The 25926-nt window shown below is 54.7% G+C and carries 19 protein-coding genes; 14 read left to right on the top strand and 5 right to left on the bottom strand.

Annotated features, from left to right (window positions below):
* Positions 1-6 precede the first annotated feature (6 nt).
* On the top strand, positions 7-729 hold the full coding sequence (locus tag FYC48_RS01380; RefSeq protein ID WP_149494911.1) for an LOG family protein: 723 nt from the start codon (positions 7-9) through the stop codon (positions 727-729).
* Positions 730-1151: 422 nt separating this feature from the next.
* Here the strand turns inward: FYC48_RS01380 and FYC48_RS01375 are convergent, their stop codons facing one another.
* Positions 1152-2522, bottom strand: coding sequence for a Gfo/Idh/MocA family protein (locus FYC48_RS01375; RefSeq protein ID WP_149494910.1), 1371 nt, complete (start codon positions 2520-2522; stop codon positions 1152-1154).
* A 563-nt stretch (positions 2523-3085) separates the two neighbouring features.
* Between FYC48_RS01375 and FYC48_RS28240 the strand changes: the two genes are divergently transcribed.
* Complete coding sequence (locus FYC48_RS28240; RefSeq protein WP_235034013.1) at positions 3086-4249, top strand: alpha/beta hydrolase; 1164 nt, start codon at positions 3086-3088, stop codon at positions 4247-4249.
* A gap of 251 nt (positions 4250-4500) precedes the next feature.
* On the opposite strand, the gene FYC48_RS01365 is transcribed toward FYC48_RS28240, so the two are convergent.
* Both FYC48_RS01365 and FYC48_RS01360 read right to left on the bottom strand, forming a co-directional pair.
* Positions 4501-7122, bottom strand: a complete 2622-nt coding sequence (locus FYC48_RS01365; RefSeq protein WP_235034105.1) for a M56 family metallopeptidase — start codon at positions 7120-7122, stop codon at positions 4501-4503.
* Positions 7123-7145: 23 nt separating this feature from the next.
* Entirely contained in the window at positions 7146-7565 is a 420-nt protein-coding gene (locus FYC48_RS01360; RefSeq protein ID WP_149494908.1) for a BlaI/MecI/CopY family transcriptional regulator, read from the bottom strand.
* Positions 7566-8098: 533 nt separating this feature from the next.
* Between FYC48_RS01360 and FYC48_RS01355 the strand changes: the two genes are divergently transcribed.
* The 5 genes from FYC48_RS01355 to FYC48_RS01335 all read left to right on the top strand — a co-directional run bounded on the left by FYC48_RS01355 (position 8099) and on the right by FYC48_RS01335 (position 14813).
* A complete protein-coding gene (locus FYC48_RS01355) occupies positions 8099-8875 on the top strand; it encodes a hypothetical protein (protein ID WP_149494907.1) in 777 nt (258 codons plus the stop codon).
* Positions 8876-8917: 42 nt separating this feature from the next.
* Entirely contained in the window at positions 8918-10018 is a 1101-nt protein-coding gene (locus tag FYC48_RS01350) for a cis-3-hydroxy-L-proline dehydratase (protein WP_149494906.1), read from the top strand.
* Between the two features lie 503 nt (positions 10019-10521).
* Positions 10522-12531: a response regulator gene (locus tag FYC48_RS01345; protein WP_149494905.1), complete on the top strand. Its 2010-nt coding sequence runs from the start codon at positions 10522-10524 to the stop codon at positions 12529-12531.
* Between the two features lie 435 nt (positions 12532-12966).
* Positions 12967-13158 carry a hypothetical protein gene (locus FYC48_RS01340; RefSeq protein WP_149494904.1) on the top strand — a complete coding sequence of 64 codons (192 nt, stop codon included), beginning with the start codon at positions 12967-12969 and terminating at the stop codon, positions 13156-13158.
* 146 nt (positions 13159-13304) lie between these two features.
* Entirely contained in the window at positions 13305-14813 is a 1509-nt protein-coding gene (locus tag FYC48_RS01335; protein ID WP_149494903.1) for an aKG-HExxH-type peptide beta-hydroxylase, read from the top strand.
* 19 nt (positions 14814-14832) lie between these two features.
* Here FYC48_RS01335 and FYC48_RS01330 read toward each other — a convergent pair whose 3' ends face one another.
* A complete protein-coding gene (locus FYC48_RS01330; protein ID WP_149494902.1) occupies positions 14833-15828 on the bottom strand; it encodes a hypothetical protein in 996 nt (331 codons plus the stop codon).
* A 176-nt stretch (positions 15829-16004) separates the two neighbouring features.
* Between FYC48_RS01330 and FYC48_RS01325 the strand changes: the two genes are divergently transcribed.
* From FYC48_RS01325 to FYC48_RS01295, 7 genes are all read left to right on the top strand, one after another.
* Positions 16005-16622, top strand: a complete 618-nt coding sequence (locus FYC48_RS01325; protein ID WP_235034012.1) for an MgtC/SapB family protein — start codon at positions 16005-16007, stop codon at positions 16620-16622.
* Between the two features lie 416 nt (positions 16623-17038).
* Positions 17039-18139 carry a sodium:calcium antiporter gene (locus tag FYC48_RS01320; protein ID WP_235034011.1) on the top strand — a complete coding sequence of 367 codons (1101 nt, stop codon included), beginning with the start codon at positions 17039-17041 and terminating at the stop codon, positions 18137-18139.
* 23 nt (positions 18140-18162) lie between these two features.
* The gene (gene coxB / locus FYC48_RS01315; RefSeq protein WP_149494901.1) at positions 18163-19101 is read left to right on the top strand and encodes a cytochrome c oxidase subunit II; all 939 of its coding nucleotides are present in this window, start codon (positions 18163-18165) and stop codon (positions 19099-19101) included.
* Positions 19098-21635: a cytochrome c oxidase subunit I gene (gene ctaD / locus FYC48_RS01310; protein ID WP_149494900.1), complete on the top strand. Its 2538-nt coding sequence runs from the start codon at positions 19098-19100 to the stop codon at positions 21633-21635. Before coxB ends, ctaD begins: the two co-directional genes overlap by 4 nt.
* A 2-nt stretch (positions 21636-21637) precedes the next feature.
* Positions 21638-22048 (top strand): transmembrane prediction, encoded by a 411-nt coding sequence (locus FYC48_RS01305; RefSeq protein ID WP_149494899.1) that lies wholly within the window; start codon positions 21638-21640, stop codon positions 22046-22048.
* Positions 22048-22713, top strand: a complete 666-nt coding sequence (locus FYC48_RS01300) for a cytochrome c oxidase assembly protein (protein WP_149494898.1) — start codon at positions 22048-22050, stop codon at positions 22711-22713. Before FYC48_RS01305 ends, FYC48_RS01300 begins: the two co-directional genes overlap by 1 nt.
* Positions 22713-23840 carry a c-type cytochrome gene (locus tag FYC48_RS01295; protein ID WP_149494897.1) on the top strand — a complete coding sequence of 376 codons (1128 nt, stop codon included), beginning with the start codon at positions 22713-22715 and terminating at the stop codon, positions 23838-23840. The genes FYC48_RS01300 and FYC48_RS01295 overlap by 1 nt, the downstream gene beginning before the upstream one ends.
* A gap of 132 nt (positions 23841-23972) precedes the next feature.
* On the opposite strand, the gene FYC48_RS01290 is transcribed toward FYC48_RS01295, so the two are convergent.
* Positions 23973-25826 carry a vanadium-dependent haloperoxidase gene (locus FYC48_RS01290; protein WP_149494896.1) on the bottom strand — a complete coding sequence of 618 codons (1854 nt, stop codon included), beginning with the start codon at positions 25824-25826 and terminating at the stop codon, positions 23973-23975.
* Positions 25827-25926: the final 100 nt, after the last annotated feature.

The raw sequence follows: 25926 nt of genomic DNA, 5'->3' as shown, positions 1-25926 counted from the left end.
TGTACGATGAAGCCAGAGCAAACCGCCGTCAGCCTCGCCAACGAAGACCAAGTCCGAGAAGTGCTTGCCGAATCGGTGCTTGGCTTATGGGATGTCGTCAACAATATCACACGTCTAAAGCCGTCTCGTCGTGAACGCTTTCGTGTGACCGTGTTTGGCTCGGCGCGATTTAAACCTGGCTCGTTTGGCTATGAAGAGACGAAGCGCTGCGCCGCAGAACTGGCGAAACTCGGTTGCGATATCATAACTGGCGGTGGCCCCGGCTTGATGAAAGCGGCAAACGAAGGCGCCGCGAGTGCCCCCGAGCGATCCAAATCAATCGGGGTCCGAGTCGATCTGCCGTTCGAGCAGGAGGTGAACTCGTTTGTTTCACAAACGTTCGAGCACCGCACTTTTTTCACACGATTGCACCAATTCGTCCTGCAATCGGATGCCTTCATTGTCGCGCCCGGCGGTATCGGCACGGTGCTGGAAACAATGATGATCTGGCAATTACTTCAGGTGCGTCACCTCCAAAATACACCACTGATTCTTGTTGGTGAAATGTGGCCTTCGCTCGTCGAGTGGGCGAAAAAATCCATGATCTCCATCGACTCGCCTATGGCCGACGCCGCGGACCTGGACATTCCGCAGTGTGTCGGAAGTGGAGATGAGGCGGTCACCTTGATTCGAAAAGCTCACGCTCAATGGGTCAAAAACCAGGACAAGACTGTGAGCGAACCAAAGTAGTTGCGAGAACTTCCAAGGGAGTTTAGGGCGATTGCGCGGTGACGTTGGCTGACCCTTACCCCGGAAACAGTGACGGCGCTGCCTGCACTGATTTCTACTTAGCCGGTCAGCGATTCGATTTGCTTGGTCAGCAGATGAACTTGACCTTGCAGTCGACCAATTCGTGAAGTCTTTGCACCGGCCCGTGAGCAGCTATGCCACGCCTCTGTTGAGCGACGCAGCCGACCTTGTGGAAGTGGAAAGCGGAAACGCTCGCGATTCGGAGAATTGAGCGACAATGTCGCTCAACTTTCCAAGTTGCTGGCGGACTAATGCGAGTGGTTGATGATGCCGGAACATCGCTTCAAGAACAAGCTATTAGTGCCAAAGCCGGCCCAGTGCAAAACCGGCTCAATAACACAGACCCGCTCAGCAGGACAAGACTACAGGTTGATCTCGTATCCCTTTCGGCTGTCTCTTGCCAAAAACGCGTTGGCTTCGTCGTCGCCAACGATTTCTCGTTTGACCGGATCCCACTGCAACTCGCGTCCCAAGCGGATGGCAATGTTCGCGAGGTGACATGTTTCTAGCATTCGGTTGTGAGTAAACACGTCAGAGATCGGCTGCTCTCGAGATTGCATGGCGGCAATGAAGTTGGCGGTGTGATTTTCACTCACCGGTCCTCCATAAACTTCTTCCACAGCCCCTTCGGGCAGCGGATTGCTTTCGAGATCTTCGACCGGCTTGCCGGACAGACGGCCCCGATTGACGAAGAAGCGGCCCTTGGTCCCTTCGAACAGAATCCCGTTGTCGCCTTCGCTGGTAATGACCAGCGGGATGTCGCCGGGCATGTTTGCATGAATTTCGAACTTTGTTGGCGAGTTGTAACGGTCATCGACCGTGGGATAACCATCTTTGTATTCCACTGGCAGGGAATAGCTTACCGGCGTGATTTTGCTTGGACCGGAGTCATCGGCTCCCAGTGCCCAAGTCGCAATGTCGACGTGGTGGGCGCCCCAATCGTTCATTTGGCCGCCCGAGTATTCGTACCAATTTCGCCATGCGTAATGGCAATTGGTGTAAAGCGGTACGCCGCCGCCGTAGCCTTTGCGCATCTCCGGCAATGCCCGATAAGAGACTTTGGGAGCCGGGCCAAGCCACATGTCCCAGTCAAGACCTTCGGGAACATCGATCGCGGGGATCTCAGGTGATCCCGTCGCACCGTTGATGCCACAGGTCACCTTTCGAATCTTTCCGATTCGGCCGGCGCGGATCAACGCGATGGCCTTCAAGAATCGCTGGCTGTTTTCGGTACGCTGCATCGTTCCGACCTGGAAGACACGGCCGGTCTGCTTCACGATCTTTTCAATCAGCTTGCCTTCGGCGATCGTCAGCGTGAGCGGTTTTTCGCAGTACACGTCCTTTCCGGCTAGCATCGCCTCCACAGAAATCTTGGTGTGCCAGTGGTCCGGCGTGGCGATCATCACCGCGTCGATGTCGTCTCGTTCAAGCACCTTGCGGTAGTCGCTGTAGCCATCGGCCGCTTTACCAGTTTTCTCCTTGAGCTTTCCATTGACGCTGCCAAGGACGTTGGCATCGACATCGGCGAAAGCGGCAAAGTCGGCGAACTTGGTCGACTTGTTGGTGATCGTCCAGCCCTGGTTGCGCAATCCAATGGTTGCAAAGACGGGACGCTCGTTGGGTGAATCCTGAGCCAATGTGAAGTTGCTTGTTCCGGCAAAAACACCGGCACCGGCCAGGGCGGAGGTGGATTGAAGGAAGCGACGACGGTTCAGACGAGACGCATTTGACATAGTGATCCTCTTAGAGCGAGACAGACCTGATGAGTTGAACTGGGCTACTTCAGCCAATGATCCAAGCTTTTTGAAACGTTCTTAGGTTTGGTTCAATGCAGCTGATGAGCACTGCGCTGATGCGCGGTGCAATGAACCTACAGGAAGCCGGCCCAGTGTTGCGCATAGGAAAGGACATGGGGGGGAATATCGAGAAATGGGGTTGCGCGACGCGTCTTGGCAGCAGAGACACGTTGATTGGTCATGGCCGAACGATCCAGTCGAGACGCGAATCTCCTCCGCGTAAAATTATTCAGCACTCAAACAGTTTACATGCTGCGAGCGCTAAAGCGTACCCCGCGATTTCACCTGAAACAGCAATGTCGTCGAGCAAGGTTAGCAGCGACGCGGCTCCATGAGAGAGATCGCTTCCCACTTACGTCAAGACGCCACGTTCACGCCGCCAAGAATCGCTCTAGACGCATTAAAGGCCCCTTGATCTCTAATCGTCAAGCGTGGAACGCCCTTCGCTTCACAGGCGAGCAGGATTGATGGCATGCGCAGTGCTTTTCCGAGTTCGGACGATGAGAATAAAACACGATGGATTGAGCGACACCCTCGTCTCCACGAATGGTTTATGCGTACACATGCAACCTTGGTCCTTCGAGACCTCTGCCGCATGTGAAATATCTCTGCTGCGGTGCAAAATCTCTCATGAAACCCAAGAAGAGGTCACCGCCTGTGAATCAATCCCGGCGTCGGGCGTCATCCAAAACGCTTGCTCCTCCCTCGAAACACCTGAAGGCCAAGTTGTCTCGATGAAAAGAACACTGACACTGATCGCACTCTACCTGCTATTGCCCTGCGTGCTTCAAGTTGTGCAGGCCTCGGCGCAAGACCAAACCAACCCCGAGCGACGTGATCGTCCTCGGGGCAGATTCGGTGGACCAATCGAACTCGGCCCGGATGACAAGCAAATCTATCCGGATCCTCCGAACAGCATTGTCGAGAAACGTGACGACGTACCGCGCGGAAAGCTGGAGATGATTGATTACGAGTCGAAGACGGTTGGTACGACTCGGAAGATGAACGTCTACACTCCACCAGGCTACTCGGACGAAACGAAGTATCCTGTGCTCTACCTATTGCACGGGATCGGTGGCGACGAAACCGAATGGCAGCGATTCGCGACACCCGATGTGTTGCTCGACAACCTGATTGCAGACGGCAAGGCGGTGCCCATGATCGTCGTGATGCCGAACGGGCGTGCCCAAAAGAACGATCGCGCCGAGGGGAACGTGATGGCCAGTGCGCCGGCGTTTGCGGTCTTCGAAAACGACCTTTTGAACGATGTGATCCCCACGATTGAATCTCGTTATTCCGTCGCAGCGGACCGACAGCATCGAGCGCTCGCCGGACTTTCGATGGGCGGCGGTCAATCACTGAATTTCGGTCTCACCCACCTTGACACTTTTGCGTGGGTAGGCGGTTTCTCATCGGCACCGAACACGAAAGCTCCCAAGGAACTGATCCCCGATACCGAGAGCACCAAGAAGCAACTCGAATTGCTTTATTTGTCATGTGGAAACAAGGACGGATTGATCAAAGTTAGCCAACGCGTCCAAAGGTACCTCAAGGAGAACGACATTCCACATCACTGGAACGTTGATTCTTACGGACACGATCCCACTCACTGGCGAAACAATCTGTATCATTTTGTTCAATTGTTATTCAAGGAAACGCCATAGACCTCGGAATCGAAGGCAGCGACAAAGCCCAGTTGAATGAACCGCCTTCGGTGAACCGCCAGCAATGCGCCGCCGCTGAAAACGATTCCCTGAAGGCATCAAGAGGATTCCCAACTCCGCGTCCAACGGCGAAGCCGGAAAGCCTCGCCGCAGCCAGTCCCGAGGTCGAATCAAGTTCCACCTCGCCACGGATAGCATTGTGGGCGTCCTCTTGAATTAGGAAACTCAGTTTTTCAGATCCGAGCGTTGCTCTATTTGACGATGATCGTCGCTATGTCAGGCTGTTGGAATTCCCTCGACAACTGAAGTGATCGGATGCCTTGCAATCCATTTTTCGTTGTCGCAACGATATCGATATCAAACATCACAGGTCGGACTGGGATCGTTGCTTGGCCTTGCTTGTTTGAGAAAAATGGCGGCATCCAACTGCGGCGTTCCCAGCCTCGACGAAGAATCCGTATTTCTGCTTCCGCCGGAGTGCCATCCTCGTTTTGCACCTTTATCTGCAACGGGGCGACCGGGCGAAGCTCGAACGATACTTCAAGATCCTCGTTGCCTTGCTCGATCGTCTGCAACCATTCGCTTTGTTCCAGTGCCGGCGTGTACTCGTCCGGATTCGTCGTTAGCCGATCGTAATGGGTCACGAATCCATAACACCGTCCGCCGATGTAGATGTCCGTCGACTTCGAAGGAATCCTCAGCTCTGCAATTCCCTCTCTGTTAGTTGATGCCATTCCGGGGCTAATTCGAATCCTTCCGTTGCGAGGGGCTCTCCAGCCGACGCCGACGCCTTGCACACCATCTCCGGTTTCGGCGTTGACGACATGAACCGTGACCGTGCGAGCGGACGCCTGATCTGTCCCACCATCGAGTGCAACAGAGTTTGCAGCGGTCCGATCAGCAGTGTTGCGTTGAAGTGGAATTTCAAACGTGGGCTGATAGTACGGATACACCAAACTGGATCGCGGTCGCCCTTCGGCAATCATGCGCCAAGTTGCGAGATCGGTTGATGTCGCAACGCGGATCACGCGAGCGGCGGCAGTCGAACCGACAGGGTCGATACTGACAATCCGATGGCTCGGTAGTCCTCCGATTCGAAAGTTACCTCGGTCGTCCGTCCGAACGACGCAGTTGAGTTCACTGTGCAAAAATGAAACTTCGATCGCAGCATTTTGATAAGGATCGACGATTTCTAAGAGTGAGAGTTCGAGTTGCTCAATCGGATTTCCGTCAGCATCTTTGATTGTCCCATGGATTTCATGTTCCTGATTTAGTCGCAGCGTGACCTGCGTCTCTTGGCTGTCAAAGTACGGATATGTTCGCGCCGCGATGGCATAGCCTGGTGCAAAGACACAAATCTCCCAGCGAAGTGGACTCCCTGATTCAAACCAAGGAGTTGGCTGGTCTTCAAATGCGAATCGACCGTCGCCATCCGTCCAGCCAACGGCAAACACCTCCTTCGTGCGACCATCGGCTCCCAAACGCATGATCGAAGAATTGCTCGGAAGCCGAAGGACGACGAAGGCACCCGGGACGGCATCCTGCTGCTCGTCGATCACAAGCCCTCGAACGGTGATAGGATCGCCTTGAAGTTCGGCCTGTCGGCCTTCAATTCTGTCGATAAAATCGGCGTCAATGAAACGCCAACCGGAAGTTGTATGGATTTGCCGAAGCAGTTCGTTGCGATCTGTCACCGACGAAGAGCTGTTTTGATCGTTCAGCGAATTGGTTTCCGTGTCGATCGTTTGCGTCAATGCGGTATTGGTCAGTCCACAGGCGATGAGGGCAACCGCGACGAAACAAGCGAATGAAGTGCGCCAATGGTTGGATTCGGTCGGGGCGACAAGTTCATCCATTCGTGCGTGTAAGCTCGATCGCCTCGCGGCCATATAAGCGAGCCCCTGAATTCCTGCCGGATGCTGTGCGAGTTTGATCAGTAGTTCGCCATAGGGTTGACGATTTCGTTCGCCAATCACGGCAATCGTCGACGCATCCACGGCAAGTTCGGTTTGAAAGCGGACCTGGCGTTGTATTAGGTACGCTAAGGGATTAAACCAGTGGATTGTCGTGACGAGCCGGCAAAGAGAACAACAAACCCCGTCCCACCGACGAACGTGTTCGATTTCGTGCACGATGATTGTGTGAAGTTGTTCGTCGCTTAGGTCGCGAAGCAACCTTGATGGCAAAAGAATCGTGGGGCGAAACAGGCCGCAGACGGCAGGCCCAACGTTTTGGTCAACGATCACACAGCGAATTTTACGCCGCAGTCTTATTGAATGCTGACGCGAGTCGCAAATTTGAAGCAGCTTCGAATCGGTCAGCGGTCGCCCCCTCGCGACTATTCTTCGGAGCATAAGTTGAGAGCGAGCCCAACACATGGCAGCCCAGCAACATCCGATGAGCCATGCGGTGACCAGGAGTAAAGCCGGCGAAAACCATTGCATTGGCAGAGGTTCGTTCAATCTCGATGTCATGATCGAACCCGAAGATGCTTGTAAGTTCCGCGCTGGCGATTCCTCCGTCATGACGATCGATCTTGAAGGTGAGGTCAGCGCCGCGATAGCGAGATCCGAGTCTGAGCGTTCGGTACGCGTGTGAGACCCTGGATTGAGAACGGTCTGCACTTTGGTGTCCAGGCTTGGATCGATGTGCCCGGATGCGAATAGGTTAAACATGCTAAGAGCACTCGCAGGAACGAGAAACACCAGAAAACGGCAAGCAGGAATGAGCCACAGTCTCGAACGCCATTTCGGCGTGATCCAACGGCGGAGCCCACGAGTAAGGATCAGTACGATCGCGGTCAGCACCGCTGCCTGCCAGGTTGTTCGCCATAGCAGTCCCGCCCAAACGTCAGCTTCGACGGTCGATAGCATCGAAGCTTGCTCTTGCAGATGCGTCATTTGTTTTTGCCTGATTTGCGAGATCGCTCGGCTGTCGTTTTGGTTTCCCGTGATGCCAGTCGCCGACGAAGTTGTTGAACTTCTTCGTCGGTGAGTGATTCGTATTCAACGAAATGAGAAAGCAGAGAATGCACATTGCCGTTGAAGAAGCGTTCTGCAAATGACCGGGCAGCCGACCTGATGCATGCTTCACGAGTCACGGCAGCCGTATAACGGTACTGCGATCCATCGACGCGCACCTTGACCGCCCCTTTTTCGACAAGCCTTGCGAGTAACGTTCGAAGTGTTCGGTGGCTACGTTTTTTGGCCGTCACGCCGGCCAGCACATCACCCGCGGTTTGGTCGTCGGCCCGCCAAACGCCTTCCATCACTCCCCATTCGGCGTCGGTGATGTGGATTTTGCTCTGATCGTTCACATGTGGCCTCCCGTGACTACGCCCGTAGTAATTCGGGGCTCAGTGTTACCATGCTTGTAGTAAGAGTGCAAGAAATTTCTGCAAGATGAAACGGAATGGGAAGACCATCGCGTCGACCAGATGCAGCATCTAAGAGCGTGTCGAGTCAAATTTGGTACGAAACATCACGTGCTGTTGGACGTGAAGTTCTCTTGTCCAATACTTCGCAAGAAGTCTCGCCTAGCGTCTGCCTGCTGCGGTAGCAACGTTTGGCCTCCACACTAGCGACTTGCCGCTTAGGTCGTTGCCAGCGGCTGGCGTTTGATGCATGGGGGGATATCCGGTGGGGGTACCGCTTGCTCGGCTTGTTGGGCATTGTGGTGACCCAAGGCGGACATTGCCGCCCTCGTATTGACTCGCTCGCGACGACGGTCGAATTGGCCTATAGTCGGGACTTTAATGTCGTAGTAGCACCCCGGTTATTACCTCCGACGCACCGGATGGCCCAATCCCGCGCGGCCAGGGTGATGTCCCGTAACGTCTGATGAGTTTCCGTGATTGAATTCTTATCGCAGCGAAGATTCGCCGCACAGATTTGTGTCGTGGTGCTTTCACCGTTGGCGATTGTCCTGATTGGTTTGTCCAGGCACGCGACCGCGGTCGATCCACCAAAGTCGTTGCCCGACGTCACCGAGCTACCGGCCAAAGTCGATGGGTATCAACCTCGAATCGTTCAAGGCTGGGGCTTTCAGATCAGTGAGCGGCTGCTTGACGAAGACCGTCAACAAACCGAGCATGCGGTCATGAAGTTTGCCGACCAGATTGAATTGGTCAAGCGAATCCTACCGCCGGGATCGCTCAAGCAAATTTCACACGTCACCATTTGGCTTTCGCCACCTTACGAAGGATTTGGCGCGACCGGTGAATACCATCCGTCGGCAAGGTGGCTACAAGCCAATGGCCGCGCCCCTGAGCTTCATCGCTGTATTGAATTCACCAACACGGCAAAGATCGATGCGGAGATAAAGCGAATGCCTGCCCTGCTATTGCACGAGTTGGCGCATGCCTATCACGACCAAGTTCTGGGCTTTGAGCATCCGGAAATCGAGCGTGTTTTTCGGCAGGCTCGTGATGCGGGGACCTACGACGCTGTTGCTCGGCATGACGGTAAGATCACAAAATCTTACGCGATGACAAATGCCAAAGAGTACTTCGCTGAACTTTCAGAATCGCTTTTCGCACGGAACGATTTTTTTCCTTTCGACCATGGCGAACTGGTCCGACATGACCCGCAAGGGTATCGCGTATTGACGCGACTTTGGAATCAGTAGCACCACGACGCACCAAACTTTGTTTCGGCCAGGATCATCATCATGAAAATTACGGGATTGAGTGTCTACCAAGTCGACTTACCGCTTCACGAAGGCAACTACAGTTGGTCAGAAGGGAAAAGCGTCGATGTGTTTGACTCCACGGTGGTCCAGGTCGAAACCGATGCGGGCATCAGCGGATTCGGCGAAGTCTGTCCGCTCGGCCCGGTCTATCTGCCGGCCTACGCCGCCGGGGCCCGCGCCGGAATTGAGCAACTCGCACCGGCTATCATCGGCGCGAACCCGACCGAACTGACGGCACTCAATCGGTTGATGGACTACACGATGAAAGGTCACCCTTACGTCAAATCCGCAATCGATATGGCGTGTTGGGATATCCTTGGCAAGGCGGCACAGCTGCCGGTCTGTTCCTTGTTGGGAGGACGCTATGACGACGACGTCTTACTTTATCGGGCGATCTCGCAACGACCGGCGGACGAAATGGCCGCGAACGTCCAAAGCTATCGAGAGGAAGGTTACCGCAGGTTTCAGCTCAAGGTCGGCGGAGACGCCAACGACGACATCGATCGCATTCGCGCGGTCGCCGATGTGCTGCAACCGGGAGACAAGTTAGTCGCCGATGCGAACACCGGATGGCTGATGCACGAAGCGATGCGAGTCGCGGATGCGGTCCGTGATATCGATGTCTATTTTGAACAGCCTTGTGCATCCTACGAGCAATGCCTGAGCATTCGTCGGCACACCAATCTGCCCTTCGTGCTCGACGAAGTCATCGATTCAATCGGCGCGATCTTAAGAGGTGCTGCCGATCAAGCGATGGATGTCGTGAACATCAAAATCAGCAAGTTCGGTGGCCTAACCAAAGCGCGCCAAGCCCGTGACCTGTGTGTCGAACTCGGTATCGCGATGACACTTGAAGACAGTTGGGGAGGTGACATCATCACCGCGGCGATTGCCCACTTGGCGCACAGTACGCCAACGGAGTACCGGTTTACCTCGACAGACTTCAATAGCTATGTCACCAAGTCGATCGCCAGCGGCGCCCCACAACGAGTCGACGGACGCATGTCTGCATCGACCGAGCCCGGCCTTGGGATCATACCCAAGTTCGACGTCTTGGGAGATCCGGTTTGGCGTTGCTAAGAGTCAGCATCATAAGGCCGTGGCAAGAAACGATGCGAACAAACGCCTAAACCTCTCGCGATGATGTGGTGATTCGTCGTGATTCCGGGCAGGGGAACTTGCCGAAAGTTTCAGCTTGCCGCCGTCGGATTGCTGAAAGCCTCGGCGGAATCCACGACGTCGCAAATCTAATTTTGTCTCTAGGGGGCACCCAAAGCGATCGCTACGGCTGCGTCGAAAAGACGATGGCTGTTACCCGCCGACCGGTTGATTGGCCCAACATCTCGATTGTATTGATGGGTTCGTCGCCAGACATGTGTGCGGTGGATTTCCCTTCGAATTCCAGCCGAAGAGGCTCGTTGGGAAGCCCCCGTTGTGCCGGACGCTGATACAATTTTGCGGCTTTACGTTGTTCGGCAATGCTCCGCACAACAAAGCTTCAGGTCTTGTGATCGGAAAACGCCCGATCGAAAGTGATCGATCGAACAAGACGGGGTGTGTTAAGTCCACTGGGGTGCTGGGCAATGAACGATGGATCTGGTCGAAAAAGCGAATCACTTCCCGGTAAAGCGATCGATCGGAGTCAGCGAGAGACCGAGGACCGCTATCACCGGCTTGCCAACCTGATCGATCAGGGCTTTTGCGTCATGGAAGTTTTCTTCGATGACGACGGCGTGGGGGTGGATTATCGATTTTTAGAGGTCAACCCAGTATTCGAGCGACACACCGGCCTGGTCGATGCGGTGGGGAAGACGGCCCGCGAACTGGTCCCGAACCTAGAATCGACTTGGCCCGAACGTTATGGCCGGATCGCGATGACGGGCAAATCGGAACACTTCGTCGATCGCTCCGAAGCGATGGGACGTTGGTTCGAGGTCGATGCGTTTCGAATCGGCGCCCCGGAACAGCGCCGGGTGGCTTTGTTATTCACCGATATCAGCAACCGTAAAGCCGCCGAGGAAGCTCTGCGTGAAAGCGAAGAGCGGTTTCGCGATCTTGCCGATAATATGTCTCAGTTTGCTTGGATGGCCGATCGCGACGGATCGATCGTTTGGTACAACCGGCGGTGGTATGAGTATACCGGGACGACGCTAGAGCAGATGAAGGGGTGGGGATGGCAAGCGGTGCATCATCCCGACCATGTCGGTCGCGTCGTCGAAAAAATCAGCCATTGTTTTCGTACCGGCGAAACCTGGGAAGACACTTTTCCCCTGCGATCGGCTAATGGCGACTATCGTTGGTTTCTTTCGCGAGCGATTCCGATTCGGGATAGCAAGGGGCGCGTTCTCCGGTGGTTTGGCACAAACACCGATATCACGCAACAGCGTCAACTTGAAAGCAAGTTGCAACAAACGGCGATTCAGTTGGCTCAGGCGAATCGACGAAAGGATGAGTTTCTCGCCAATGTTAGCCACGAGATTCGCTCGCCGATGACCGCGATTCTCGGTTACCTCGACCTGATCGAGTTGCACAGCGACGAAGACCGGAGGCATGTCGAAACGATTCGTCGCAACGGCGAATTCTTGCTGACGTTGATCAACGATATCTTGGACCTTTCCAAGATCGAGGCAGGGCAATTTGAAACTGATGCGGTCGCCTTTGACCCAAAGGCATTAATCGGCGAAGTTGTTGACCTGATGACGATTCGTGCTCAAGAAGGCGGAATCACGCTGACAACCAAAGTCACCGAGTCTGTTCCCGAAGCGATCGTGACCGACGCTAAACGAGTCCGCCAGGTGTTGATTAATCTAGTCGGTAACGCCATTAAATTTACCCCGCAAGGGAGCGTGCAAATGGTCACCACGTTCGATCAAGAGTCAGGTGAGATGGTGTTCGATGTCATCGACACCGGCATCGGGATCCCAGCAACAGACGTCGAGCGTTTGTTCCGGCCTTTCGAACAAATGGATGGATCTATCACACGTCGCTTTGGGGGCACGGGGCTTGGCCTTGCCATTTGCCGGCGGCTCGCGACCGTTCTCGGCGGGTCAATCAGCGCGGCCAGCGAGGAGGGGGCAGGGAGTCGATTTCGATTCACGTTGCCCGTGGGAACCCAGTCTACAGATCGAATTGATTGGCGCGGTGAATTCGCAGCGTCGGGAACACATGATGGAACGATCGACACGGTTCCCGTCTTCCGCGAAGGCGATCGACTCGATGCGCGTGTGCTAGTCGTGGACGACCGTCCGGACATTCGATTTCTGCTACAACGCTTGCTTGAACGATTCGGATGTGACGTTGCCACGTGCGAGAATGGCGAGGAGGCCTTGCGATGGTTAGACGACCCGGATTCGGCGACGATTGATGCCGTCATCATGGATATGCAGATGCCTGGAATGGACGGCTTAACCGCCGTCCGGCACATGAGACAAGCGGGGTTCAGTCGTCCCGTCATCGCTTTGACCGCCAACGCGATGGACAGTGATCGGGAGCGATGCCTGAATGCCGGCTACACCGATTACCTGAGTAAGCCGATTGACAAGCATTTGCTGTTTCACAAGCTCAAGCGTCGACTGGCCGAAACGCAACGTTAGTACAAGATTTGCCTCAAGAGGCAACGGACCATGGGAGTGTTTCGCGGGCGAGTGCTCAAATCTATATTTCAGGATGAGCCGTATGGAGTTAGCCACCGTTGAACTTTAACGACGCCCGCTAACCGCCGAACGCCCGTCGCCTGATAGTACACAGGTGTTTTAATGGTCCGACAAGCGTTGCTCAAGCCACGTCAACCTTTACCTCTAGGGTAGCGGAACTCGCCGAGAAATTCGGTCAGTCAATTCGAACCGGCGGATCTCGAATGCGTTTTCACACCAGTCTGATGACTCGGAGCCCAGGGAGCCCACCGGAAGCCAATTCCAATCTTGACGCTTGGGGGCGTCCATCCCTACCCTGACTGTCATTCTGGCGATAGCGGGTTGCCTCATCAACTCCATTGCTTCCATCTACATGACGCGAAAAGGAATTGGTTCATGCAAGAAAAACGCCCCAATAACGACGTGCGATCGAACAAGTCGGTTTCCGATTTGGAAAATAAGATTCTTGATCACTTGACAACCGATCGAAACAAGGACGGCGAAGTCAATCCCGTTTTCCCGACGGACTTTTCTGCGTCGGGTAGCGGTAAAGGCGGCGGCGGAAATGTCGCATCGATCGAGCAGTAAAGGGTCCGGCTTCACGGTACTCAATCCTCACGACGATTCGTTTTGAACGTGACGGCAATCTTGAACTTACCGCCAAGCGTACTAGTTCGTTACGTCTTGGCGGTCTTGGGTGAAGGAACAGGATTACAGAGCAAGGACAAGCATCAATGATCAGCGACAAGACGCTTTTGGAGCAAGCACCTGATTGGATTTGGGAATCCCACCACGTTCTTTCGCTCAAGTATGAGAAAACGATCGCAACGTTGTCTGCGATTCGGAAGGCGCTGCTTCAGCAATCGTCGCGTTCCGATCAGGCTTCCCAATTTTGCGAGCAAGTTGACTGGGCCCTTGGGTTGCCATCCGATGTGGTTGAGTCGACATGGCGAGATCCACAGGCCTACTTTTTTGCTCGCACTGCCTATGACTTGTATCTCGCCGCCTATCTGGAAATTGATCTCCCTTCAGGCACTCGGGCTTACGTCGACGAGCTCAGTCGCACGAATCCAGATTGTCCAAAATCGCTGCCTCAGTTGCTCGATGATCATCTCGAACGCTTCGGTCTTTTCGCCGTTTCGTTCGCCATCGCGGCGCAACAATCAATTTCCATTCGTCCGCTTTCGCTCGATCTTCCCGAGACACTTCCGGGCACGCGTTGGTCGTTCTCTGGTACAGAGTCATTGCAACTTTGTGGGGTCGATCCGGATGGCCATCTAGGGCTGAAGATGAACGATGAAGTAATCAACGTTCCTCTCCCGGATGCAACACTTCAGAAAGAGAACTGGGCGATTCATGTCGCTCCGGTGATTGGGGCGATACGGTTGCAGCCTCCCGCGTTTAATCTTCCCGGCTTAAGAGACATCCGTTCGGTCGTTCCCGCCAGCGTCGATGGGCAAGCGGCATACTGTAGGATTGTCACCGAAACACTAGATCTCATCCGCCTTTGTGATCCTCAGACCGCCGAGCAAATCGATGGCGTGATGCAAGTCTTGGCAATGAAGCCTGCCGGATTTGGAGGCGTGTTCAACACCAGCTGTTCTCGATTGCCCGGTGCTGCGGTTTTCAGTGGCGCCCGTTGTCGAGCAATGTTGGCCGACGACCTCATTCACGAGTTCTACCACAATCGTTTGTTCGCAATCGAAGAACAAGGACCATTCTTTGCCGAATCAACCTCGGATCAACGGTGGGTTCCCGAGACGGTTTATTCGCCATGGCGCGATGACCCAAGACCAATCTATGGCTTGTTTCATGCGGTGTATGTTTTTGAAAGAGTGTTGGGGTTCTGGATTTCGGCGATCCAAGGCGATGCCCTGAATGCTGATGAACTTCAATTTGGTAAGTACCGGGCGTCCAAGTTAATAGGTCAGCTTCAAATCAGTTTGGAGCAACTGATCGCGTGGGGCGAATTCACCGATCGGGGGCAAACGCTGTGTCACTGGTTGCGGCACACCTTGGAACAGAGAGCACAACAATGTGCCGCTTTGGAACTGGGGGGCCATACCACCGTCACATCAATGGATGAGCATGGCAACTCCACCGCCATGATTGACAAGCAGGGTAGATTCGTGACCGTTGCTCAAGAACTGCGGCGACACATTGAAATCTACGACACCAATCGGCGCTGCGAGCAATTGCCGCGACTACGTGAACGCTTCCTTTCGGCAATGGCGTTGCCCTAGCAAATTTCTGCCCAACTAATCAACCGGCTCGTTTTCTGGTTCCCCGCAGCGCCCTCCGATAGATCATTTCGGCGGCGATTTGGGGGGCAGCCCAGATTGGGATCGTGCGGTCAAGACGAAGGGGTGTATCGTCGGTCAATCCGTCCTCGAGTGCTCGCATTGCATCGATGAACCGCTGATTAAAAGCGTCGTGAAGCGATTGACGCGCTTCACCGCCCCCGCCGTAATCGACCGGCAGCATTGGGTTGGTGTTGATTTCCCAAACTTGGAGCATCCCCTCTTTGACACCATAATCGATCCGACCAAAGTCAACGCCGGCTAATTCAAAAATCTGGAGCAGTTGATCATGATGGGGAAAGTCATCGATGTATTGCCGTTCTTCGGCGAGCAAGTCTTCGTCGAGTAGTTCCCATGATTTCACACACCAATGGCGGCTAAAGAATAGGTGGCGTGGTAGGATTCGGTTGCCAATACGAAAAGCAGCGTACTTCCGGTAAACACCATTTTCGTCGCCGATATCACAATGTTCGACCACCAGTTTCCTGTGCGTTCGCCCCCAGCGTTGATCCCAGGTTCGGTAAGCATGATCGAGTTGTTGCTGGGTGTGGATCAGCGTTGAAAGCGGGCCCTTATGATCATCTTCGCCGCGAATGAAAACGGGGAAATGCTTTGGTTGGGGGTGGTCACTCAGTCGATAGGCATCGAATTGATTGATCCCCGTCTGTCGTAATCGTTTCAGCAGCGGAAGTCGCCCCAACGTACGTGCGGGGTGGTTAAGGAGCTGAAAACCGCGGGCGTTTTCGAGTTGGCTGCATAATTTCGCCAAGCGGTCGAGATCGCGTGCCGTCAGACGTTCATGGTCGGCGAAGACATAGGTGCCGCGAGGAAACTGTCGCATCAGAAACAGTTGAGCGTAACACATCGGCCGGACAATCGTTTGCAGCATTCGGCACTCCAAACGCAGGCATTTCCGGATGGTGTAATCGTGGCGTTTGGTGGTTAAAAAAAAGATCATCGCGGTAATCACAGAGAGGCACGGCCGACAGGTCAGCGATACATCAAAACAGGCGTAGCGGGAAAGTCCATTTCAAATCTTCGTGGGTCTGTCGCAGTCGATGCCCCGATCGGGAAGCCTGATGCCGAGACTCTCAAGAATTCTCTTGAAACAGGAACTGATACGACAAGACCACCGTGTCACGCCCCGGGGCGTCGTGGGGAGGCGTTCGTTGGCATTCAGTTTGCTTTGTGCAGTACGAAAAATCCGTTTTTCGTACTTGCGTGAAGGGCCTTCGGTTGGAACTCGACTTTCAGAATATTTTGACGGTATTGATTGCCGGTGGTTTGGGCGCGATCCTTGGTTTGGAACGTGAAATTGCCTCGAAGCCGGCTGGCATTCGAACTCATATCCTGGTGGCTTCGGGGTCGGCGCTGATGATGGTGCTCGGAGAAGACATCATTCGAGAGTACCAGTATGTCGATGAGGAGACGAAACTGCAGTCCGATCCGATTCGGATGTTACAGGCAATCGTCGTCGGCATCAGTTTTCTGGGTGCCGGCACGATCGTCCATGACAAGGAACAAGGGGTCGAAGGCCTCACCACCGCGGCAACCGTCTTTCTGACCGCAGGCATTGGAGTTGCCGTCGCCGTTGATCGAGTTCGATTCGCGGTGATGATCACCGCGGTCGCCATCGTCGTACTACTTGTCGTCGGTTTTTTGGAACGCTTAATCCATCGTTGGCAAACCAAGCGAGAGCAGATCGTGACAGAGCCATCCGCGGTCGCGTCGACATGCGACGAAAGCGATTGATTGGTTTGCTGCCATGCCTGCGGAGCAAACAAGACCACCCCGTTCGGCGATCGACCAGCGAAGGTGAAGGCGACGTGCCGGAGAAATTCCGCCGAAGAAGAAAAGGCTGCGATCGCGTCGCCGCCGTCGCGACTTAGGGATAACGGTATCGTCGCTTCAAGAGGTGAGCCTCACGCGGTTCAATCAGATAGACACGCACTGTGCCTACAGAATCAAAGTGTTTTCTACCAAAGCGGTATGAATGTTGTTCTCCGATAGGGCCTGAGTTCCTTAACGACCTACTGTGATAACGTTTTTATTGATGCCGCATCGTCGTCCACCGACCACCATGATTTGGCCAGGATGCCAACCGTGCCGTCTGCATCATTGCCGTTGGCAATTCCCATCGGGGCCGCAGATTGATCAGCGGTTCGCGAGTGGCCCCAGACAGATTGGCCGACGGGATGCTTGAGTTCACGTCATATCCGATCTGGGGAAACGCCGCGGTCTTCGCCGCTGGGGCGTTGCTGGTATGGACCGCCGGAACAAAGCTCAGCCGCTATGTAGATCTGTTTGCCGATCGGACGGGAACTGGCAAAGCATTCGCCGGTGTGCTGCTCCTCGGTGGCGCGACGAGTTTACCGGAACTCGCGACGACGTTGACGGCGGCGTCCTCCGGCGCTGCGCAGCTGGCCGGTAATAACTTGATCGGAGGCATTGTGATGCAGATTGCCGTTCTGGCATTTGTTGATGCATGCTTGCTTCGCGGTAAGCCGTTGACGTTGTTTTCTCCCAAGGCGAGTTTATTGCTTGTCGGCGTGATGTTAATTCTGTTGGTAGCACTGGCGTCGGCAGCAATCAGCAGCGGCGAACTCGCCTCGCTGGATATTGTTTTTCTGGGGCACGTCGGAATCTGGCCGGTGCTGTTGTTTGTCGCGTATCTGGGGACGCTGTGGTTGATTTACCAGTACGAAGGTGACCCACGTTGGGAACCTCGGGGGGACATTGCCCAACCTCCGGAGACGGCGCGAGACTTGAAAGACGCCCATCACGAAACCTACGCTGAAACGACGACCAAACGATTGGCCGGGTACTTTGCCATCGCTTCGATCTGTGTCTTGATCGGTGGGTTCTTTGTAGCGAAGACTGGCGAAGCGATTGCCGAACAGACGGGAATTGGCGAGGGCTTTATTGGGGCGACGCTGGTTGCTCTGGCGACGAGTTTACCGGAGGTTAGCACGACCTATTCGGCGGTTCGTTTTGGGGCCTACAGTATGGCGGCGGCGAACATCTTGGGGACGAACAGTCTTGAGGTAGCGCTCTTTTTACCAGCCGAGCTGGCTTACCGCGGTGGGCTGATCTTTGACCAGATGAAACCATCGGCCGCATTCCTCGCCGCCCTCGGAATTGTCGTGACTGCGATCTACTTGGGAGGCATTCTCGAACGGCGTGATAAAACGATTGCGGGCATGGGCATCGATTCGTTCGCCGTGTTGTTCGTGTATCTCTGCGGTATGGCAGTGTTCTACTGGTTGTAGTTTCCCATCGGCTGGCTTCGAAAATGGATCACGCTTCTCATTCAACCTTGAATCCTGCGGGTGCGGCCGCGGAACAGATCTCACAACTGTTCTATTGGATGCTGGCCGGTGGGATTGTGATCTGGGGAGTCGTGGTCGGACTTGCCGTTTACGCGATTTTTGTCCGCAAGGAACATCCACTTCGCATGACGCGTGCGTTGGTCATCGGCGGCGGAGCGGTGATACCGACAGTGACTCTTTCGGGACTGATGGCATATTCGCTTTCGATCATGCCTGAGTTACACCGTCCGGCGCCCGACGGCAGTTTGACAATTCGAGTCAGCGGGGTGCGTTGGTGGTGGCGAGTGGAGTATTTAACGGACGATGGCGAAGTTGAGTTTGAGACAGCCAATGAAATCCGGTTGCCGGTCGATCGGCCAGTCGAGTTCAAACTGGTCAGTGAAGATGTCATTCATGCGTTTTGGATTCCGGCACTCGGCGGCAAGATGGATATGATCCCGGGGCGTGAAAATCGATTGCGGCTTGATCCAACTAAAGTCGGCACGTATGGCGGAGTCTGCGCCGAGTATTGCGGAACGGCCCACGCACAAATGATGTTTCGTGTGATCGTGTCCGACGAACAGGAATTCGATGCTTGGCGACGTCAACAACGAAGTGACGCGATCATCGAACCGGCCCCAAATCCATTCGGGCGGCAAGTCTTTTGGCGGCGTGGCTGTCCTGCGTGTCACACCATTCGGGGAACCGAGGCTGACGGTTCTGTTGGTCCTGATCTGACACATTTTGGCTCTCGGATGACTATCGGTGCGGGGATACTGCCCAACGAATCGGACGCACTAAAACGTTGGATTGTGCGAACGCATCGTGTTAAACCTGGCGTCGAAATGCCGGGCTTCGAATCGCTAATCAATGCACCCGAAGAGCTTGATGCGTTGGTGGCATACCTGGAGGCCCTGCGTTGAACGATCGCCGCGAAGAGCAATCTACGTCCGATACGCAATCTTCAAACGATCCGGCCGCCCGGAGACTGTTACAGGCATGGAAGACGCCGACGGGATGGCGCTATTGGTCGGCGGTAAACAATAGTGAAGTTGGCTTGTGGTACACGCTGACCGCGTTTGCATTTTTTCTATTCGGCGGATTGCTGGCTCTGGTCATGCGGATCCAGTTGGCGGTGCCGGAAAACGATTTCATTTCGGCGGACACCTACAATCAGGTATTCACGCTACACGGCAGCGTGATGATGTTTCTCTTTGCGGTGCCGATTCTGGAAGCGATTTCGATCATGTTGCTTCCGGAAATGATGGGTGCACGAGACCTACCGTTTCCTCGTTTGTCGGCGTTTGGATTTTGGTGTTTCGTGATCGGCGGAGTCTTTGTGTGCGGGTCAATCTTTTTTGACGCCGCCCCACGTGGAGGATGGTTCATGTACCCGCCGATGACGACGCAATACCAAGACGGCGTTGGCGTCGACATTTGGTTGTTGGGGCTATCGTTCATCGAGATCGCGTCGATTGCCGCTGCGGTGGAGTTAATCGTCGGGGTGCTCAAATGCCGTCCCCCGGGGATGCGTCTGAATCTGATCCCGCTTTACGCGTGGTACATTTTGGTCGTCGCGGTGATGATCCTATTCGCGTTTCCTCCGCTGATTGCCGGCGACGTATTGATGGAGCTAGAACGCGCGCTTGACTGGCCATTTTTCGATGCCAGTCGTGGTGGTGATCCGCTGTTGTGGCAGCACCTCTTTTGGATTTTCGGGCACCCAGAAGTCTACATCGTTTTCCTGCCATCGATCGCGTTGATCGCGATGATCGTCCCCACGTTTTCACGCACCCCAATGGTCGGCTATAGCTGGGTTGTGCTAGCGGCGGTGGGAACCGGATTTTTAAGCTTCGGCCTGTGGGTCCACCACATGTTCACGACTGGGTTGCCTGGAATCACGATTGGTATCTTTTCGGCGGCAAGCCAAGCGGTTGCGATCCCAACCGGTGTGCAACTGTTTTGCTTTATCGCCACATTGCTGGTCGGACGTGTGGTTCGATCGGTGTCTCTATTGTTCGTCTTGGCAGGACTCGCGACTTTCATCATCGGTGGGTTGACCGGAGTGATGGTCGCGGTGGCTCCGTTCGATTACCAAGCTCATGACACGTACTTCGTTGTCGGGCACTTGCACTACGTCTTGATCGGAGGAACGATTTTCCCGATCGTCGCGGGATTCTACTACTACTATCCGTTCGTGACCGGCAAGCAACTTTCCGAGCGTTTGGGATATTGGATTTTTGGGTTGATGTTCATCGGGTTCAACGTCAACTTTTTCCCGATGCATTTGGCCGGTCTACAAGGCATGGCGAGGCGCATTTATACGTACTCGCCAATGTTGAACGTCGGTTGGTTGAACATGATTTCGACAATCGGCGCATTCGTGTTGGCTTCCGGAATCCTCGTATTCTTGATCGATGTGCTGCGTCCCAAAGGCAAGCAGCCGTTGGTCAAACGGAACGTGTGGAACGCAGGCACTCTGGAGTGGAGCGGTCAAGTTCCCGATCGTCCGTGGGGTATTCGCAGCATTCCGGTGATCGAGTCCCGCTATCCACTTTGGGACCAAGACGACTTCATTGCGAAAGTCGATGCGGGGCAGTTTTACCTGCCTGATGCCGCCGAAGGTTTACGTGAAACGCTGGTGACGACGACTGTTGATGCGCGTCCGATTCAGTGTCTACGGGTTCCCGGCCCTACGTTTTTGACGCTTTGGGCGGCCATTTTCACCGGCGGTGTGTTTATCTTCGGAACGTTTCATTGGTACGTCGCGGCAGGCCTGAGTGGCGTACTCGCGTTTGCAACGATCATCACTTGGCTTTGGACAGGGACGTCGATCATCCCCGAAAAGGACCAAAAAGAAATTGGTTTGGGGGTGACGTTGCCGATTTATGTGTCGGGGCCCAACGCAGTAGGTTGGTGGGCAATGTTCATCACGATGATGGGTGATATGACTGCGTTTGTCTCTTTGATTTTTGGCTATTACTTTTACTGGACCATTCATGAAGACTTCCCGCCGAAGGACATCGCGGGTCCGGGAACGTTTTGGCCGCTCGCCAGTTTAGCCGCCGGGGTCGCAGCGTGGGGATTGACGGTCGTCACCAAGAAACGCAATTCGGCCAACGATGCCCGGGGGTTTTACGCTGCTTCGATCGCCAGTCTCGTGTGTGCGGCGGTTGGAATCGTTGCGCTTTGGATGGGTATTTGGCAACACGACATGGATCCCACCGAACACGTTTACCCCGCGATCGTTTGTGCGATCGCGCTGTGGACAGGGTTGCATTTATTGGTCGGTAGCGTGATGCATTTGTACTGCATCGCACGGCGACTCGCCGGAAGGATGACAAATCGGTTTGATGCCGACATCGTTAACGTGACTCTGTATTGGCACTTCGCGGTGATCACGATTGCGGTTACGGCACTTACCCTTGGCTTGTTCCCTGTTGCGGTGGGGCGATAGAGATGACCACTCCGACGGAGTCTTCGAAAACCTACGAGCGACGATCGATACCCATTTCTTCACGGTTGTGGTGGCTGACGATCGCGCCGACCGTTTGGGCCATTCACTTTCTTGCCTGTTATTTGGCGGCAGCGATTTATTGTGCAAAAGCATCGTCACCCGAGGAGTCGATGCCGATGCTTCGGATCGCAGTTGCCATTCTCACCGGACTCGCGATTGTCATGATCACGTTTGTGGCGTTCATCAGCTTCCGCCAGCATCGTATGGGCGCCGCGCCGCTACCGCATGACTTTGATTCCCAGGACGACCAGCAACGTTTTTTGGGATTCGCTGCCTTCTTGCTTTCGCTGTTAAGCATTATTGCGACGTTGTTTACCGCATCGGTCTTTGTTTTCCTGGGGGCTTGTCATTGATGCGTGCTTTCGCATGGAATCTTGGGTGGTTGCTGTTGGCTTGGGCTTGGTTAGGGCCATTGCCAGACCTGGCCGGATCATCGTTCGCGGCTCATATGACGCTCCATATGCTGGTCGTTGCGATCGCGGCACCGGTCCTCTCGATTTCCATCGCCGGGCTTCGACACGACCCCGTACGAAAGGCCCCTTGGTTATTCGCGGCGGTACCGGCCTCGGTGGCCGAACTGGTAATTGTCTGGGCATGGCACGCGCCGGTACCACACCACTGGGCACGCCATTCGCTTTGGGGATTCGCCGCAGAACAAGCAATGTTTCTCTCCGCGGGAATGTGGGTCTGGCTTTCGGCCTTTGGGGGGGCGCTTCCTCGTGATCGCGGAAGATCAGCCTCGGGTGTCATCGGTCTATTGTTGACGTCGATGCATATGACTTTTTTAGGGGCACTGCTCGCGATGTCAAATCGTCAGTTGTATCAACATCACCATCACGGCGGAGGGTTGGATCCGTTGACCGACCAACACGTCGGCGGCGCGGTAATGTTGGTCGTCGGTGGTATCGCCTACTTGGTCGGTGGGCTATGGCTGATCGGTGATGTTTTGTCGCTATCAAAGCAAAACGCTGACGAACTGCATTGGAAACGAACAAACGAACTTATGGGACGTCTGTAATGTGGAAACGGCGACTAAAGGATCTCGTCGGTCTGGCGGCGATCGCTGGGATCACCGGAGTGATCGTATTGATATCGGGGATCTTTCCGGTACGCGCTAGTGACGGGCATTGGGCGATCACGAAATGGTTTCTAGATTTCGCTAGTAACCGCAGTATCCAAACGCATGCGACGGGAATCGATGTCCCTAACTTGGACGAAACCGGTCTGATTCGCTTGGGGGCAGCTACATTCGATACGAATTGTCGATGGTGTCATGGGGTTCCCGATTTACCGATGCCGTCACCGGCGAGTCAGATGACACCACGTCCGCCAAATTTGAAGCCTGTTGTAACCGGATGGGATGACGACGAGCTGTTTTACATCGTCAAACATGGCATCAAGTTCGCCGGAATGCCAGCCTGGGCATCACCCCAGCGAGACGATGAAGTTTGGCCGGTCGTAGCGTTTCTCAAGCAGTTGCCCAATATGAGTCTCGCTGACTATCGCGAACATGTTCATCCCACGCGATTCGCGATGCAGGATTCGGCAGACCTTTCTGACAAGAAGGGGGCGATCGTGAACATCGTCAGAGAACACTGTGCCGCTTGTCATGGCATCGCTGGGAACGGTCGAGCGGGTGATCGTGTTCCAAAGTTGTCGTCGCAGCGAAAGGAGTATCTTGCAGCGACCCTTGTGGCCTATCGCGACGGACAACGATTCAGTGGCGTGATGCATCCTATCACGGTCAATTTTACAGACGAAGAACTACGATCCTTCGCCACTCATTTTTCTCAACAGCCTCGTAAGCCAATGATCACGACCGCGGTCGAACAAGATAGTGACATCACCGATCACGGACGAAGGCTGGCAACCGATGGAGACCGGGAACACAAACTTGCATCGTGCAACGATTGTCATGCTGTAAACGTCGACGGTGACGAAGGCTCTGGTCCCGATCGAAGTTATCCGCGACTAGCCGGTCAACCCAAGGAGTATCTACGGCGTCAATTACAACTCTTTCGCGAGGCAAATCGCGGCGGCAGTTCCAACGCATCGATCATGATCAAGATCGCCGCAAAACTAAACGATGATCAGATCGAAGCAGTATCGAAGTTCTACGCCAACGAATTGATCGATCCGGAGTAGCTGTTCGCGGTGTCTAACTTTGCCTCGTTCGGACAAGCGAGTTCCGAATTGGTAGCGATTTATCGACTCTGGTCAGCGTTGGCGAACTGACACAGTACCCCAAACGCGCGATCGGTTTGCCAAAGCGTTAACCTAGACGATTGCTAACAGTGCGTCGGCGATGTCCTTGTCTTGATCGCGGGCGATTCGATCGGGATGGCCATGGCTAGCTCCGCTTAGCACTGTCTGTTTCATAGCACCGGGAGGTGCGTAGTCGACGCCGTCTTTATCAAGATGCACTTCGCCGCCACCGTAGGTTGTAAAGTGGAAACAGAAATCTTCCACATAGTCACGACTCTGGCGATAGAGCATGTCGACGGCGACTCGCTGGCCCAGCAGGATGCTTTGCGTGTAATCGCTGCGCCAGTGTACGCCCGCCATGTTTCGTCCGATAGAAATGTTGGCAGCCAGCTTGTCGAGTTCCATACCAACGGTGAGATAGCCGGCATCGGCTGCGTCGTAGTCTTCGAGATGTTGACCGCACGCACTGGAGATTTTGGGAGAACGAATCTGCTCACTTTCCTTGAAGAATGCTTTGAGAATCGTAACGCAGGCGCCGGCGACGGTGGCATGCCCGGCACCGTAGGCGGGGTGCATCGGCGATCCTTCCGGGAACGCCATCGGCAATAGCCCCGTGGGATGGCGTTTCTGATTGGCACGATAAGCCGCACTGGCGGTCACCGTGTCCGCGGCAGCGCCGATCAAATTAGGAACCCGCGAGACAAGCCCGCCGTAGACTTCCGGACGCAATCGAAGGTGAGTCCACTTTTGTCGCCAAACGGCCTTTAACGCTCGCGTCGCCGCCTCGGTCACCAAGCTCAACACATGAGCCCCGCCAAAGGTGCCGAAACCTTCTTGGTTTTGCCCCAGTTTTTGATCGGAAGATCGTGGCTGCGAAGACCCGATACCTGGATACGCCGGACACGCTTGGCCGTAGGGATTACCTTCGCCAAACGGATAACTGTTTTGCAACAGAATCAATGCGGCATTCAAATACGCTTGGTAGAGTTGATCAAAATGAACATAGGTGGCCAAGTCTCGCATCGTCGAGATATACCGCAGGGTTCCGGGCAGAGTATCACCGATCACATTTTCATTGGGTGTGCGAGGTTCACCATTTTGGATTGCTCGCCACTCATCGACATCAACCATGTAGTCACGGTAGGGCTGTCCATAGACGACTCGTTGGTCGACACGCAGAGTTCCATAAGGAATTTCCTGGGTAAGGAACTGAGACAGGTAGGGACCGACGCGTTCACGAAGTGGATCGGGCGCGAACAAGTCGCCGCCGCGGAATAGTGTCGCGACATCGAGCGTTCGGCTAACGTATCCGTTGGTGCCGGTAGGTGGAGCATTGACGTCTTTCGTTGGATCGATGTATAGCTTTTGATCGCTCAGTTCTTCGATCGCCTTATTAGCGTTTTCGTCGGAACCCCAACGGGCAAATGGAATGTCGCGCAGATTTGCCATCCAATAAAGCTCGATCGCTTCGGCGGCGGCTTCTTCGGAAGTCAACGCGGGCGGTGCCGGGATGTGGTGGAAACATGGATCGCTTAGCTCGGTATCCACCGACCACCCCGAAAGTGGATTGACCCATTTGCGATTGTCGGGTTCGAACGCAATACCGACCAAATCGTTCGGATTGCCGGTTTGATTCAGCGTCGCAAGCGACTCGACGAATTTTCCAAAATCAACGTCCGCGACGAGACCATCGGAGTCGTGCTGGAGGCCTTTGTGAAAGAACGCGGCACCGACATGCTTCCCAAGCATCTCACAATCGATGTTATCCAAAATCGCTTGTAGTCGTTGCTGGCTGACCTGACATGGACGCTCGCAATCGTTGGTCGCAGTGGGCGTTGCCGGTTCGGCGGCCGCCGGTTTCTTTTTGGCGTTTTGTCTTCGGGCCGTGTCACTGCTGGTCGTCCGTCTCGCTTTTTTCTTTGCCATCGAACTGCTCTCTTGCTGGGAAGAATGTCCATCGACCTGCGGTTACGCTTGTGGCCCAAAAGAGCGGTTGAACGTACCCCGTCAGGGGAGTGCAGTGTAG

This window comes from Roseiconus lacunae, assembly GCF_008312935.1.
Taxonomy (GTDB): Bacteria; Planctomycetota; Planctomycetia; order Pirellulales; family Pirellulaceae; genus Stieleria; species Stieleria lacunae.
Note: the sequence above shows the minus strand (reverse complement) of the source record. Positions and strands in the feature narration are given on the sequence as shown.

Excerpts from the sequence above, each read along its gene's own strand:
- coxB (WP_149494901.1), top strand. The coding sequence starts at position 18,163 with ATGGATCACGCTTCTCATTCAACCTTGAATCCTGCGGGTGCGGCCGCG.
- FYC48_RS28240 (WP_235034013.1), top strand. The coding sequence starts at position 3,086 with ATGAGAATAAAACACGATGGATTGAGCGACACCCTCGTCTCCACGAAT.
- FYC48_RS01375 (WP_149494910.1), bottom strand. The coding sequence starts at position 2,522 with ATGTCAAATGCGTCTCGTCTGAACCGTCGTCGCTTCCTTCAATCCACC.
- FYC48_RS01335 (WP_149494903.1), top strand. The coding sequence starts at position 13,305 with ATGATCAGCGACAAGACGCTTTTGGAGCAAGCACCTGATTGGATTTGG.
- FYC48_RS01340 (WP_149494904.1), top strand. The coding sequence starts at position 12,967 with ATGCAAGAAAAACGCCCCAATAACGACGTGCGATCGAACAAGTCGGTT.
- FYC48_RS01300 (WP_149494898.1), top strand. The coding sequence starts at position 22,048 with ATGCGTGCTTTCGCATGGAATCTTGGGTGGTTGCTGTTGGCTTGGGCT.
- FYC48_RS01330 (WP_149494902.1), bottom strand. The coding sequence starts at position 15,828 with ATGATCTTTTTTTTAACCACCAAACGCCACGATTACACCATCCGGAAA.
- FYC48_RS01365 (WP_235034105.1), bottom strand. The coding sequence starts at position 7,122 with ATGCTATCGACCGTCGAAGCTGACGTTTGGGCGGGACTGCTATGGCGA.
- FYC48_RS01380 (WP_149494911.1), top strand. The coding sequence starts at position 7 with ATGAAGCCAGAGCAAACCGCCGTCAGCCTCGCCAACGAAGACCAAGTC.
- FYC48_RS01295 (WP_149494897.1), top strand. The coding sequence starts at position 22,713 with ATGTGGAAACGGCGACTAAAGGATCTCGTCGGTCTGGCGGCGATCGCT.
- FYC48_RS01350 (WP_149494906.1), top strand. The coding sequence starts at position 8,918 with ATGAAAATTACGGGATTGAGTGTCTACCAAGTCGACTTACCGCTTCAC.
- FYC48_RS01345 (WP_149494905.1), top strand. The coding sequence starts at position 10,522 with ATGAACGATGGATCTGGTCGAAAAAGCGAATCACTTCCCGGTAAAGCG.
- FYC48_RS01290 (WP_149494896.1), bottom strand. The coding sequence starts at position 25,826 with ATGGCAAAGAAAAAAGCGAGACGGACGACCAGCAGTGACACGGCCCGA.
- FYC48_RS01305 (WP_149494899.1), top strand. The coding sequence starts at position 21,638 with ATGACCACTCCGACGGAGTCTTCGAAAACCTACGAGCGACGATCGATA.